The 12,793-nt window shown below is 70.1% G+C and carries 11 protein-coding genes and 2 tRNA genes; 8 read left to right on the top strand and 5 right to left on the bottom strand.

Translation table 11 applies throughout. The features are described from left to right. Positions 1–45: 45 nt before the first annotated feature. Genes QWU11_RS19145 through QWU11_RS19135 form a run of 3 tightly spaced genes read right to left on the bottom strand, consistent with a single transcriptional unit; the run spans position 46 to position 3,165 of the window. Positions 46–1,218, bottom strand: coding sequence for a class I SAM-dependent methyltransferase (locus QWU11_RS19145; RefSeq protein WP_290113860.1), 1,173 nt, complete (start codon positions 1,216–1,218; stop codon positions 46–48). Positions 1,219–1,237: 19 nt separating this feature from the next. After that, positions 1,238–2,500 carry an acyl-CoA dehydrogenase family protein gene (locus QWU11_RS19140; protein ID WP_290113858.1) on the bottom strand — a complete coding sequence of 421 codons (1,263 nt, stop codon included), beginning with the start codon at positions 2,498–2,500 and terminating at the stop codon, positions 1,238–1,240. Continuing rightward, a complete protein-coding gene (locus tag QWU11_RS19135; protein ID WP_290113855.1) occupies positions 2,500–3,165 on the bottom strand; it encodes an NAD(P)-dependent oxidoreductase in 666 nt (221 codons plus the stop codon). Before QWU11_RS19135 ends, QWU11_RS19140 begins: the two co-directional genes overlap by 1 nt. A gap of 222 nt (positions 3,166–3,387) precedes the next feature. On the opposite strand from QWU11_RS19135, the gene QWU11_RS19130 reads away from it, so the two are divergent. From QWU11_RS19130 to QWU11_RS19095, 8 genes are all read left to right on the top strand, one after another. Further along, positions 3,388–3,460 (top strand) — tRNA-Leu (locus tag QWU11_RS19130). Between the two features lie 119 nt (positions 3,461–3,579). Next, positions 3,580–3,987 (top strand): SgcJ/EcaC family oxidoreductase, encoded by a 408-nt coding sequence (locus QWU11_RS19125; protein ID WP_290113853.1) that lies wholly within the window; start codon positions 3,580–3,582, stop codon positions 3,985–3,987. Between the two features lie 25 nt (positions 3,988–4,012). Then, positions 4,013–5,197, top strand: coding sequence for an acyl-CoA dehydrogenase family protein (locus QWU11_RS19120; RefSeq protein WP_290113851.1), 1,185 nt, complete (start codon positions 4,013–4,015; stop codon positions 5,195–5,197). A 73-nt stretch (positions 5,198–5,270) separates the two neighbouring features. Continuing rightward, positions 5,271–6,686: an FAD-dependent monooxygenase gene (locus QWU11_RS19115; protein WP_290113849.1), complete on the top strand. Its 1,416-nt coding sequence runs from the start codon at positions 5,271–5,273 to the stop codon at positions 6,684–6,686. Further along, on the top strand, positions 6,652–7,809 hold the full coding sequence (locus QWU11_RS19110; RefSeq protein WP_290113840.1) for an epoxide hydrolase family protein: 1,158 nt from the start codon (positions 6,652–6,654) through the stop codon (positions 7,807–7,809). The genes QWU11_RS19115 and QWU11_RS19110 overlap by 35 nt, the downstream gene beginning before the upstream one ends. 91 nt (positions 7,810–7,900) lie before the next feature. Next, a complete protein-coding gene (locus QWU11_RS19105; RefSeq protein WP_290113838.1) occupies positions 7,901–9,136 on the top strand; it encodes an acyl-CoA dehydrogenase family protein in 1,236 nt (411 codons plus the stop codon). 34 nt (positions 9,137–9,170) lie between these two features. Beyond that, complete coding sequence (locus QWU11_RS19100) at positions 9,171–10,544, top strand: condensation domain-containing protein (RefSeq protein WP_290113822.1); 1,374 nt, start codon at positions 9,171–9,173, stop codon at positions 10,542–10,544. 140 nt (positions 10,545–10,684) lie between these two features. Next, positions 10,685–11,185 (top strand): hypothetical protein, encoded by a 501-nt coding sequence (locus QWU11_RS19095; RefSeq protein ID WP_290113819.1) that lies wholly within the window; start codon positions 10,685–10,687, stop codon positions 11,183–11,185. A 68-nt stretch (positions 11,186–11,253) separates the two neighbouring features. On the opposite strand, the gene QWU11_RS19090 is transcribed toward QWU11_RS19095, so the two are convergent. Both QWU11_RS19090 and QWU11_RS19085 read right to left on the bottom strand, forming a co-directional pair. Beyond that, positions 11,254–11,327: transfer RNA gene (locus tag QWU11_RS19090), tRNA-Met, on the bottom strand. 80 nt (positions 11,328–11,407) lie between these two features. Next, complete coding sequence (locus QWU11_RS19085; RefSeq protein WP_290113815.1) at positions 11,408–12,742, bottom strand: extracellular solute-binding protein; 1,335 nt, start codon at positions 12,740–12,742, stop codon at positions 11,408–11,410. Positions 12,743–12,793 lie beyond the last annotated feature (51 nt).

Here is a 12,793-nt window from a genome sequence, read left to right as displayed (position 1 = left end):
CATGAGGATTCGAGGCCCTGGGGCGGCGCGCCCCAGGGCCTCGCGCTATTCCTCCTCGCCGCCGGGGATGTAGTCCGGAGGCGTCTCGCGCACCACGGCCGGCGCGCCGCACTCGTTGTTCGCGCCCTTCAGCACGAACGCGAGGTTGTGGTAGAAGTACAGCCCCATGACGTTCTCGTCCAGGTAGGACGGCTTTCCGGCCTCGTACTCCCGGTGGTACAGCCCGTCGATGAGCTTCTTCAAGAACCCGATCGAGGTCGTGGGCGCGGCCGTGTCCCGATCGTCCCCGCCCCAGCTCGGCCAGTACGCGGTCTGCAGGTCCTCGATCGCGTAGATACCGCCCTCCTTCAGCAGCGGGAACAGCGCGTCGAAGGACGCGAGCACGTCCCGGTTGAAGTGGCTGCCGTCGTCCACGACGATGTCGAACGGCCCGTGCTCCTCGCTCATCCTCCGCAGGAAGTCCCGGTCCGACTGGTCGCCCTGGATCGTACGGACCCGCGGGGTGTCGAGGCGCTTCTCGTACACGTCCAGGCCGTGGACGATCCCGCGGCGGAAGAACCGCTGCCACATCCGCAGCGAGGAGCCGCCCGACTCCAGGTCGTGGTAGCCGCCGATGCCGATCTCCAGCACCCGTACCTCCTCGTCCGCGAACGCGGAGAAGTGGCGCTCGTAGTACGGGGTGTACCAGTGCACCGAGCCCCACTTGTCGGTCCCGAAGCGGCTCGCGAGCTCGTTCAGGCTCGGCCGGTGCGGGCTGCAGGCGGCGAGCAGCGCGTCGTTCGCGCGCATCGCGCCCTCCTGCACCTTCAGCAGCTCCGGGATCTCCCCGGGCGGGGTGTCCGGGCCGATGAGCTGCAGCGCCTCGTGCCGCCAGGCGCCGGTGTTGATCGGACCGGGACGGCCGAACAGCGCCTTGGCGAGGTTCTCCGCGGTGAACTCCACCCGCGCCCACGGCTCCTCGGGGACGCCGGGCTCGGCCGCGACCGTCTCATCGCCGAACGCCACGACGTAGTCGGCGGACTCCGGGCCGGAGGTGACCCGCAGGTGGATGTCGACGCCGCCGCTCCGCGCGGGCGGGTCACAGCGGTGGACGAGCTCGTCGACGAGCGCCGCCGCGGTCAGAGGGAGGCCGATCTCGCGCACCCTGTCCGGAAGCGCGCCCGGCACGGCGGGGATCAGTGCCTCGAGAATGCTCGTCGTGTCGATGCCGGCACTCACGAATGTGCCCTCCTTGAGGTCAGGTCGTCGGGGCGGACTTCGCGGCTCGGACGCTCATGTAGTTGTTGTCCTGGTCGAGGCCGAGCGTCTGCGCGCTGAGGAAGTTGACGGCGTCGCTGTAGGTGTAGGGCTGCATGAAGGTCCCGGCCCGTACGTCGCGGTAGAGGCGGGACAGGTCGTGGGTGGTGGCGTACGCCCGGCTGCCGGTGACGGCGAGGCAGTCGTTGACGATGGCCGGCGCCAGCTCGTTGATCGTGAGCTTGGCGTACTGGTAGGGCAGCATCATCCGCCGGCCGCGCTCGTCCATGTCGCCGGACAGGTCGGCCGAGTAGGTGTCGGCGTTGGTGAGCGCGGCGGCGACGGTGGCGTGCAGCGTGTAGAGGTTGGCGTCGATGTGGGAGATGAGCGTTCGGGCGCCGGCCGGCGGCTCGCCGGACTTTCCCCTGAGCGTCTCGACGGTGGAGTCACGCGCGGCCTGGGCGATGCCCAGGTAGATGCCGAGCATGGTGATGGAGCTCACGGTCTGACCGGCGAGGACGGCGTCGTTGCGCGCGCCGACGGGATCGCGGACGAAGACGTTGCGGTCGGGCACGTGACACTCGTCGAAGATGACGTCGACGGTGCCCGAGGCGCGCATGCCGAGCCCCTGCCAGTTGTCCAGCACGGTGACGCCGGGGGTGTCGCGCGGCACGATCGGGGCCGCGAGCCGCGGTGTCCGCGCCCCGGTGAGCGCGGAGGCGTGCGCGACGAAGTGCGTCCCGATCGGGGCCATACTGACGAGCGTCTTGCGGCCCGACAGGATCCAGTCGCCGGTGCCGTCGGGGACGAGCGTGGTCGTGGAGGACGGGTGGTCCTTGGCCGCCCCGCAGACCGCGGCCTTGCCCGCGCCCATCTCCCGCATGAGCCCCTCGGCGAGGACCTGGGCGCCGGGTTCGGCGTGCCGCCATTCGTAAGTGAGGGTCAGGCCGCGGCTGAACTGCATGTGGAGCGCCAGTGCCGTGGAGGCGTCGGCGGTCGAGACGGCGAGCAGCGCGGCGGCGACGTCGTAGAGGCGGCTGACGCCGAGGCCCCCGAGCTCGGCGGGGACCGTCGCGCCCATCACTCCGCTGTCACGGAAGCGCTCGAACGTGGCGTAGGGAAAGGTCCCGTCGCGGTCGTTGTCGGCGGCGGAGGCCGCGATCTCCGGCAGCTGCCCGGCGACCAGATCGAGCAGCCGGCGGCCCTCCGGGGTGACCGGGACGCTCAGCGGCCAGGGCGTGTTGCCGGCGAGATAAGTGGACATTATCGGCCGTCCTTCAGATAGCGGTCGATGACGCGTTTGTAGTAACCCGGCGAGAAATCGATTCCGGCGACCTCGGGAACGGTCGCCCGTAGTTTCGCGATCGATGAACAGTAGGCGATTCCGTCGTCGACAACCTGCCGTTCGGCGGTGATGCCGAGGCGTTCCGCCAGATGGTCGATGATCTGCCCGACCGGCACGCATTCGCCCGAGGCGACGTTCACCACCTCATTCATCGGCCGGGTGCTGAGAAGCCCGTCGACGACCGTGACGAAATCGTCGATGTAGAGCAGGTCGCGGCGCGCGTGGCGATGAACCTGGATGCCGCCCGTCGCGAGCTGTTTCATCAACGTCGGTAACAGCCGGAAGTCGGGCTCTTCCGGGCCGACCACCTGGGTCAGCCGCAGGATCAGGTGGTCGACTCCCTCGTCGCGGATCAGCGTCTCCAGGTCGAACTTGTGCCGCCCGTACGCGGTGGAGGGAATGACCGGTTCGTCCTCACGGCCGTTGTTACCCGGACCGCCGTACATGCTGGTCGTGGAGAAGAACACCAGCTGATGCCCGCCCGCGCGGCAGCGCGCGATCGTCTCCCGGACCAGCGCCGCCTCGCGGGCGTTCTCGGACTCGGGCAGATGGTGGCCCGGCAGGCCCGCCGCGAGCACGGTCACGCCGGAGTGCCGGTCGCGTAACGGCCGCAGGGCTCGGGCGATGAGGCCGTTCCCAATGATGTACATGAATCACCTCGGTCATGAATACTCCCTCGCGCGCGCGGTGAATACTTCTCCTGCCGTGCTGAGAGCCGCGCCGATCGGCCGCACAATCTCGGAGATGCATCGTCGGCGATGCCGATGTCACGCTGCCGTAAGTGAATTCGAGTAAATCCTTATCGTGCCCCCGTGGCCCAGTGGCAGAGGCAAGCCCCTTAAAAGGGTTCAGGTGTTGGTTCGAGTCCAACCGGGGGCACTCGGTGAGGGCGCCCGCGCACCGTGGTCGCAGTTTGGGAGATGCGACCCGGCGAAGCCGGATGCGACCCTCGTCCGGAGCGTCACCGAATTGTCATTCCCTACAGTGAGGAAACGCGCATGGCCACCAAGGCAAAAGCCCCCGCCGACGCGGAGATGGCCGCCATAGCGGCCCTCCCCGGACGCCTCGTCGCGGCGTGGGCCGAGCACGACGCCGACGCTTTCTCCCGGCTCTTCGTCGAGGACGGAACCATGATCCTTCCGGGTGTCTACCAGAAGGGCCGGAAGGACATCCGCGCCTTCATGAGCCAGGCGTTCGCCGGGCCGTACAAGGACACCTCGGTCACCGGCTCTCCGCTGGAGCTGCAGTTCCTGAGCGACGAGTCCGCGGTCATGGTCACCGAGGGCGGCGTGATCGCGGCCGGCGCCACGGAGCTCGCGCCCGAGGACACCATCCGCGCCTCCTGGGTGGTCGTCAAGCGCGACGGCGAGTGGAGCCTGGCCACGTACCAGAACAGCCCCAAGTGACCGCGTTCATCTCTCGAGGGAAGCCATGACCGAAATCATTGATGCCCCGTCCAAGCCGGAACTCGTCCGCCGCGCGGCGGACCTGGTCCCGCATCTCCAGGAGAAGGCGCCCTGGGCCGAGGAGAACCGGCGCCTGCACGAAGAGTCGATCGAGGCGATGGCCGACGCCGGCATCTTCAAGCTTCGGGTGCCCGCGCGCTACGGCGGCTACGAGGCCGACATGCGCACGCTCGTCGACGTGCTCACCCAGGTCGGCCGCGGCGACGCCTCGGCCGCCTGGACCGCCGCGGTCTGGTCGATCTGCAACTGGCTGGTCGGCCTCTTCCCGGACGAGGTCCAGGACGAGGTGTTCTCCACGCCGGACGTCCGGGTCTGCGGCCTGCTGAGCCCGACCGGCATGGCCACCCCCACGGACGGCGGCTACGTCGTCAACGGCAAGTGGGCCTTCAACACCGGCTCCCTGCACAGCCAGTGGAACGAGCTCGTCGCGATCGCGCCCATGCCCGACGGCCAGATGGCGCCGATCATGGCGCTGGTGCCGATGTCGGACCTGCAGATCATCGACGACTGGCACACCGCCGGCCTCCGGGGCAGCGGCAGCGTGTCCACCGTCGCGCAGGACCTGTTCATCCCGGCCCACCGCGTCCAGCCCATGGGCGGCATGCTGCACGAGCAGTACGCCTCCGAGCGCAACCGCGACAACCCGGTCTACCGCGGGCCGCTGCTGCTGACCGCCTGCACGTCGACCATCGGCACGGCGCTCGGCCTGGCCGAGGCGGCGCGTGACGTCTTCTTCGAGCGGCTGCCCGACCGGAAGATCACCTACACCTCGTACGAGAAGCAGAGCGAGGCGCCCATCACCCACCTGGAGGTCGCCGAGGCCGAGGTGAAGGCGGACGAGGCGCGCTTCCACGCGCACCGGGCCGCCGGCGAGCTGGACTACCGGAACACCAACGGGGACTCGTGGTCCCTGCGCGACCGCGCCCGCATCCGTCTCGACGCGTCCTACACGATCCAGCGGGCGAAGGAGTCCGTGGACATCCTGAACAACGCCAGCGGAGCGTCCTCGATCTATGAGTCCGTGCCGATGCAGCGCATCGAGCGCGACGTCCAGACGCTCAACCAGCACGCGATCCTGCACCCGGCCACGAACCTGGAGCTGTACGGCCGGATCCTGTGCGGCCTGGAGCCCAACACCCTCTACATGTAGGCGAGGGTCCGCCCGTCGCGGCCACCTCGCGCTGCGACGTGACCGACATTCACGATTGGAGGAGGTGTCCGCGATGGGCGACCTCGTTGGAGACCGCGCGGTGGTACTCGGCGGGAGCATGGGCGGCATGCTCGCGGCCCGGGTGCTGTCGGAGGTGTTCCGGGAAGTGCTGCTGATCGACCGTGAGGAGCTGACCGGGGTCACGGGGTACCGGCGCGGCGTCCCGCACGGGCGCCACGCCCACGCCCTGCTGGCGCGGGGCCACCAGATCATGGAGGCCCAGTTCCCCGGGCTCACCGACGACCTGACCGCCGCCGGGACGGTCCCGGGAGACGCCAACGGCGACATCCGCTGGTACTTCAACGGACAGCGGCTGCGGTCGGCGCGCTCCGGGCTGATGTGCGTGCCCGCCACCCGCCCGGTCCTGGAGTTCCACGTACGGGAGCGGGCACGGGCCATCGCCAACGTGAGCTTCCTGGAGCGGTGCGACATCCTCGGCCTGGAGACCACGCCGGACGCCGGCCGGGTCACCGGCGCGCGGATCCGGCGTGAGGACGGCTCGGAGGAGGTCGTCTCCGCCGACCTGGTCATCGACACGACCGGCCGCGGTTCGCGCACGCCGGCCTGGCTGGAGGAGATGGGGTACGACCGCCCCGAAGAGGAACGCATCAAGATCGGGCTGGCCTACACGACCCGCCACTACGACCTGCCGGCCGACCCCTTCGGCGACGAGCTGGCGATCATCCCGGTGGCGACGCCGGAACACCCGCGGGGCGGGATCCTCTACCGGCTGCCGGCCTCCCGCAGCCGCGTCGAGCTCTCGCTCATCGGCATCCGCGGCGACCACGCGCCGACCGACCCGGACGGCTTCCACGCGTTCGCCCGGTCGCTGCCGATCCCGGATCTCTACAACGCCGTACGCGACGCCGAGCCGCTCGACGACGCGGTGACCTTCCAGTTCCCCGCGAGCGTGTGGCGGCACTACGAGCGGCTGACCCGCTTCCCCGGCGGGCTGCTCGTGATGGGCGACGCCGTGTGCAGCTTCAACCCGGTGTACGGCCAGGGGATGACCGTCGCCTCGCTGGAGTCGCTCACCCTGCGCAAGCACCTGGCGAACGGGCCACGGCCCGACGCACGCCGCTACTTCGCCGACGTCGCCCGCGACATCGCCGACCCCTGGGACGTCTCGGCCGGCGCGGACCTCGCCTACCCGGGCGTCGAGGGGAACCGGACGCCGAAGCTCCGTATCGCCAACGCGTACGTCGGAAAGCTCCAGAAGGCCGCCGTCCACGACTCCGAGCTCACCAACGCCTTCATCCGGGTGGCCGGCCTCGTGGACCGGCCGATGGCCCTGATGAAGCCCCGCACGGCGCTCCGCGTCCTGCGCCGCTCCCTGTTCCCCAGCACCCCGGAGCCGAACGGCTCGCCGGTGACCGAGACCGAAAGGCAGCCCCATGCGTCCCTTCCGAATCGAGACTCCGCAGGCTGAGATCGACGAACTGCACCGGAGGATCGCCGCGACCCGCTGGCCGGGCGAGCTTCCGGACGTCGGCTGGGACCGTGGCATCCCGCTGGGGTATGTCAGGGAGCTGGCCGACTACTGGCGGAACGGCTTCGACTGGCGTGCGGCCGAGGACCGGCTGAACCGCTACCCGCAGTTCCTCACCGAGATCGACGGGGTCGACGTGCACTTCATGCACGTACGCTCCCCGGAGCCGAACGCCACGCCGCTGATCCTGACCCACGGCTGGCCGGGTTCGTTCGCCGAGTTCGTCGACGTGATCGAGCCGTTGACCAACCCCACGGCGCACGGCGGCGAGGCGCGCGATGCCTTCCACGTGGTCGTGCCCTCCATTCCCGGCTACGGGTACTCCGGTGCCCCGGCCGAGGCCGGCTGGAACACCGACCGGGTCGCGAGCGCCTGGGCGGAGCTCATGGAGCGGCTCGGTTACGTCCGGTACGTCGCGCAGGGCGGCGACTGGGGTATGCCGATCACGCTGAAGCTCGCCCTGGCCGACCCCGAGCACGTCATCGGCGTGCACCTCAACATGTTCGCGGCCTTCCCCCCGGAGGACCCCGCGGCCTTCGCCGACCTCAGCGAGGCCGACCAGGGCCGGCTGCAGTTCACCATGTGGTTCGAGCAGGACGGCTCCGGCTGGCGCAAGCTCCAGTCGACCCGCCCGCAGACGCTGTCCTACGCGCTGACCGACTCACCCGTCGGGCAGCTCGCCTGGATCGCCGAGAAGTACAAGGAGTGGACCGACTCGGACAAGGCCCCCGAGGACGCGGTCGACCGCGACCAGCTGCTGACCATCGTCACGATCTACTGGCTCAACGCCAGCGCCGGGTCGAGCGCCCAGCTCTACTACGAGTCCAGCCACCTCGACGCCGAGTTCATCCGTACGTGGGCCGGTCCGTGGCCGCTCGCCATGCCGGTCGGCGTGGCGAACTTCCCGCAGGACGCGGTGCGGCCGGTCCGCTCGTTCGCCGAGCCGCTCCTGCCGACGCTCACGCACTGGAGCGAGTTCGAGCGCGGCGGCCACTTCGCCGCGATGGAACAGCCCGAGCTGTTCGTCGGCGACGTACGGACGTTCGTCCGTACGCTGCGCTGACACCCGCCCCGTTCATCCCGGCTCGGGGGGCACGAGCCGGGATGAACGGGTTCGCGGTTCGCCGACCAGCCGAGACCCTGAGGAGCTGCGCATGGCAGCCGAACCGAACACCGCGGAACACCGGCCGTCCCCGGCCGCGCCCGATCGCAGCCCGGAGGAGCTCGTCGCGCTGGCCGAGGCCATCGCGCCCACGCTGACCGACCGCCAGGCCGAAACGGAGGAACGCACCTTCTACGCCCAGGACACCCACGAGGAGTTCGCCGCGGCCGGCCTCTACCGGATCCTGGTGCCCCGGCGGTACGGGGGTTACGAGTACGGGATCGGCACCTTCCTGCGCGTCTCGATGGCGCTCGCGCGGGGCTGCCCGTCGACCGGGTGGATGTACTGCCTGGGCGCCGCGCACGCGCAAGCCGCAGCGACGTTCTTCGAGGAGAGGACCCAGGACGAGATCTTTGGCTCCGGGGAGTTCCTCTGCCCCCTGATGATCGTGCCGAGCGGCACCGCGGAGCGTACGGGCGACGGGGACTGGGTGCTCAACGGCACGTGGAAGTACGGCTCCGGCGCGCCGTACGCCACACACTTCATGGGCCACACGATGGTCGACTCCGACGGGAACGGGGAGCCCGAGCCGATGCTGTTCATCGCGCCGCGCAGCGAGTGGCGGCGGCTGGACGACTGGGGCGGCCAGCTCGGCCTGAACGGCAGCGGCTCGCACAGCATCGTCATGGAGAACGGCCGTATCCCCGCGCACTTCACGATCGAGCGGACGCACGCCAGCCGGGCCGCCGTCGACGGGGGCACGCCGGGCCTGCGCCTGCACGGCAACCCGGAGTACGCCGGCGGCCCGCTCAGCTTCATGAACCTCGAGGTCGCCGCCCTCTCCGTCGGCATGGCCAAGGGCGCGCTCGACGCGTACGAGGAGCTGATGCGCACCCGTACGACCGTGGTGCCGCCGATCGTCGGCCGGGCCTCGAACCCCGACTACCAGTACTGGTACGGCGAGGCCACCGCGCTGATCGCCACCGCCGAGGCCGCGGTGTTCGGCGCCGTGGAACAGTGGACCGGGCTGTGCGCGCGGGGCCCGTTCACGCGGGAGCACGACCTGCGGCTGAGCGGCGTCGCCCGGCACGTGATCAAGCTCTGCTGGCGCGCGGTCGAGGAGTTCGTCTTCCCCACCGCCGGCTCGAGCTCGGTCCGCCACGGCCAGCGGATCGAGCGGGTGTGGCGCGACATGTCGACGTTCCACACCCATTCCGGAATCTCGGTCCTGCTGCCCACCATGGCGCTCCGCGAACTCGCCCAGCTGCGGTTCGGCACGGGTGGCTGACGCACGTCTCGTACCCGAAGGAGGTCTGTAGTCAATGGTCGTTCATCAGCCCACGCATTCGCCGGACGCACTGGTGAGCCGGATTCCGTTCTCCTGCAACCAGGACTTCACCTACATGTTCGAGGAGGGGGACGCCGACGGCCAGTTCGGCCCCCGGAACCACCTGGTCCACGGCTGGCGCGTCACCGGGGCGGTGGACGTCGACACGCTGCGCGCGGCGCTGGACGACCTGGTCGTGCGGCACGAGATGCTGCGCACCGAGATCGTCCTCGACGGCGAGGAGCAGTACCAGGAGGTGCTGCCACCGAGCCCGCCGGAGCTGACCGTCCGCGACCTGCCCGTCGCGCCGGAGGACCGCGACCGCCGGGCCGAAGAGCTCACCATCGAGATCGAGTCCACGACGTTCGCCATCCACCGGCAGCCGCACGTACGGGCCGTCCTCACGCGGTTCGACGAGAACGACTCGTTCCTCATCCTCCAGGCGCACCACACCGTCACCGACGGCTGGTCGATGCGGGTCATCATGCGCGACCTCACCGCCCTGTACGCCCGGCGCAAGGGGCTCGGCGAGCCGCTGGAGGAGCCGCGGCAGTACCGGGAGTACACCACCTGGCAGCGGGCGAACCTGGACACGCCGGCGGTCGGCGCCTCGCGCAAGTACTGGCGGGAGAAGCTGCGGGACGCCCAGATCTGGGCCCTGCCCACGGACCGGCCGGTGACGACCGGCGCGCCGAAGTACACGTCGGTGCACCGGCACCTGGTCACCACCGACGTCATCACGTCCGCCCGGCGCCTGGCCAAGGCGACGCGCAGCACCCCGTTCATGGTCGTGCTCGGCGCCCTCGAACTCATGATCAACCAGATGACCGGGGCCACCGACATCGTCGTGCCGACGTTCACGCCCGGCCGCGACGCCGACCGGTTCGAGGACACGGTCGGCCCGATGTTCAACTTCCTGCCGCTCCGTACGGACATCGGAGGCTGCCGGACCTTCCTCGACGTGCTGGAGCGCACGCGCCGTACCTGCGTCGAGAGCTACACGCACGACATCCCGTTCGTGCAGATCCTCGAAGAGGCCCCGGAGCTGATGAACCCCGCGGAGGACGAGAACCTCGCCCCCTGCGTGTTCCAGATCTTCCCGTTCCCGTTCGCGCTCGGCGGGGAGCTGGTCGGCGACCTGCGCTACGACGAGCTGCGCCGCCGCCTGATCTCCCAGCCGGTCGGCTGCGACGTCCCGGACGGCGTGCTCTGGACGCTGAACCTGCACCCGGACGGCGACCTGATCGGGCACCTGCAGTTCCGCCGGAACCGCTTCGACCAGAGCTCGATGAGCGCGATGGAAGGCCACTTCAGCCGCCTGCTGCGCACTGCGGTGGCCGCCCCGGAGTCCCCGCTGAAACTCGCCTGACGGTCTCCTACGCCGAAGGCCCGGGCACGGCCCCGGACCTTCGGGCGAATGGGGAGATCTGGCACGCGACCACGCACGCCCTTCCCCCGGTGGCATTCTGGTTCGGGGCCGCCGGGGAAGAGGGGTTCGTCATGTCACGCATGCCGTTCGACCGGGTCATGCGCTTCTTCGCCGCGCGCCTTTGCCTGTACGTTCTCGCGGGCCTGGTGGTCATGCTGGGCACATCCCTGACCACGGGCGTCGGGTGGCTCTCGGCGATGCGCCAAGGCATCCTCCCCTGGATCGCGCTCGCGTTTCTCAACGAGTGGATCTACCGACGTGACCGGGGAAGAACGCCCTTCACGAAGAGGGCCCGGATCAGATGGGCGGGGATCCTCGTCGTGGACGGGACGCGCTTTCGCTGGGCCGCGGTCCGCGGCGAAGAGTTGGCGGCGATCGCCGTCGAACGGGCCGCCGGGCGTGGCCGGCGGATCGTCGCGCAGGTGGGCCACGACACGGTGATCGGGCCCGCGCTGGTCGAACAGATCATCCGTGAAGCGCTGGAGCACGGCTGGGTCCCGCGCGAGCGCGGCCGGGAGGTGACCTTCCGGATGGTCGACGACGGTTCGGGGACGCTCCGTCCGGGCGAAGGCATGCTCTGACCAGCACGACGAAGGCCCCCGCCCTCCCGGCGAACCGGAGAGAGCAGGGGCCTCGTCACGCGAACCAGTGGCGCGAGCCGGATTTGAACCGGCGACCTCAGGGTTATGAGCCCTACGAGCTACCGAACTGCTCCACCGCGCGGTCTGAGCCTACACCGGCAGCGCACCCACTCCGCCCACTCCGCCCAGGGCCCGGGGTCGGAGAACCGGTTCCACGGCGGCTCACCACGCGACTTTCATGCTGTCGGGGGAACGGCGGGGTGGCCCGGCACAGTGGGCGTTGTAGGCGTCCAGGAGCTGTTGTGCTTCCGTGTTCGCCTGCGTGAACCGGGCCACCGGCTCCGCGTCGCCGGTCAGGACATCGTGCATGGCCGACGTGATCTCCTTCTGGATGCCCGCGAACTCCCCGAAGATCGGGCCGAGGGTCCCCGGCAGGCCGGCGCTCGCCTCGAGCTGGTCGCTCGCGACGCGGCGTTCCGGGTGTTCGGTGAACCAGCCCTCCTCCTCCAGCAGCCGCACCGCCGTCCGCGTGATCGGCAGGCGGCCCTGGAACTTGTGCCACTCCACCGCGTGCTCCGGCTTGATGACGTGCTGCATGAAGGCCAGCGCCCCATCACGCCTGGCTGGGTCGAGGCCGGCGGCCAGCCACATGCCGTCCCCGCCCATCAGGTTGCCCGCGTACGGGACCTCGTCGTTGTACGGCATCGGCGCCGCCTCGACGGTGAAGCCGGCCTCCCGGCCCTGGCGGATCAGCCGGGAGGCGTCCACCGACGAGCTGAGGATGAACGCCAGGCCCTGTTCGCCGAACGCCTTGAAGCAGCTCATCCAGTCCGACTGCTCCCCGGAGTAGAAGAAGTGGCCGTCGCGGTGGAGCCGCTGCCACCAGGTGAAGAAGGCGGTCATCTCGTCCGACACGAGCGAGATCTTCTCGGCGCGGCCGGACCGGCCGTTGTCGTGGTCCACGAGCCGGCCGCCCTGCTGGGCCATCGCCTGCAGGAACATCCACATGTGGTTCGGCCAGGCGATCCGGTGCGCGGGGCCGCCGGCCAGCCGGGCCACCGCGCGGCAGGCGGCCTCGACCTCGGCCCACGTCCGCGGCACCGACGTGACGCCGGCCGACGCGAGCAGCGTGGTGTTGGCGTACAGCAGGACCGTCGAGGCGGTCGGCGGCATGGCGATCCTCCCGGACTCGCCGGTGAAGAAGTCGCGGGCGGCCGGGATCACGTCATCGACCAGGACGGGCTCGCCGAGGATCTCGGTACGGCCGCCGATGGCCGGCCCGATCGGGGTGAACAGCGGCTCGCCGTCCCGCCCGAGCGTGTCCAGGGCGAGCTGGGTGCTCGTGTAGAAGAACTCGACCAGATCCGGGGTCTCGCCCTTGGCGATCCCCCGGGCGACGTGCGTCGGCATCGTACGGAAGTCGCGGCCCTGGATGTTGACCTCGTACTCGGGATGGGCGGCGCCGAACGTCGCGGCGGCCTCCTTCAGCGGGTCGAGGAAGCCGGGGAACGGATACTCGTTCAGCCAGACGTTGATGGCGATCTTGTCTGCGGGCATGCTGATCTCCCTGATCTCCCTGATCTCCCTGATCTCCCTGATCTCCCTGAT

It is taken from the genome of Actinomadura sp. DC4 (assembly GCF_030406325.1).
GTDB lineage: Bacteria > Actinomycetota > Actinomycetes > Streptosporangiales > Streptosporangiaceae > Actinoallomurus.
This window is presented reverse-complemented; position numbering and strand designations above follow the sequence as displayed.

What these genes read in the sequence shown, in the direction of transcription:
- QWU11_RS19140 (WP_290113858.1), bottom strand. Translation starts at nt 2,500, where the DNA reads ATGTCCACTTATCTCGCCGGCAACACGCCCTGGCCGCTGAGCGTCCCG.
- QWU11_RS19125 (WP_290113853.1), top strand. Translation starts at nt 3,580, where the DNA reads ATGGCCACCAAGGCAAAAGCCCCCGCCGACGCGGAGATGGCCGCCATA.
- QWU11_RS19120 (WP_290113851.1), top strand. Translation starts at nt 4,013, where the DNA reads ATGACCGAAATCATTGATGCCCCGTCCAAGCCGGAACTCGTCCGCCGC.
- QWU11_RS19115 (WP_290113849.1), top strand. Translation starts at nt 5,271, where the DNA reads ATGGGCGACCTCGTTGGAGACCGCGCGGTGGTACTCGGCGGGAGCATG.
- QWU11_RS19110 (WP_290113840.1), top strand. Translation starts at nt 6,652, where the DNA reads ATGCGTCCCTTCCGAATCGAGACTCCGCAGGCTGAGATCGACGAACTG.
- QWU11_RS19105 (WP_290113838.1), top strand. Translation starts at nt 7,901, where the DNA reads ATGGCAGCCGAACCGAACACCGCGGAACACCGGCCGTCCCCGGCCGCG.
- QWU11_RS19100 (WP_290113822.1), top strand. Translation starts at nt 9,171, where the DNA reads ATGGTCGTTCATCAGCCCACGCATTCGCCGGACGCACTGGTGAGCCGG.
- QWU11_RS19095 (WP_290113819.1), top strand. Translation starts at nt 10,685, where the DNA reads ATGCCGTTCGACCGGGTCATGCGCTTCTTCGCCGCGCGCCTTTGCCTG.
- QWU11_RS19085 (WP_290113815.1), bottom strand. Translation starts at nt 12,742, where the DNA reads ATGCCCGCAGACAAGATCGCCATCAACGTCTGGCTGAACGAGTATCCG.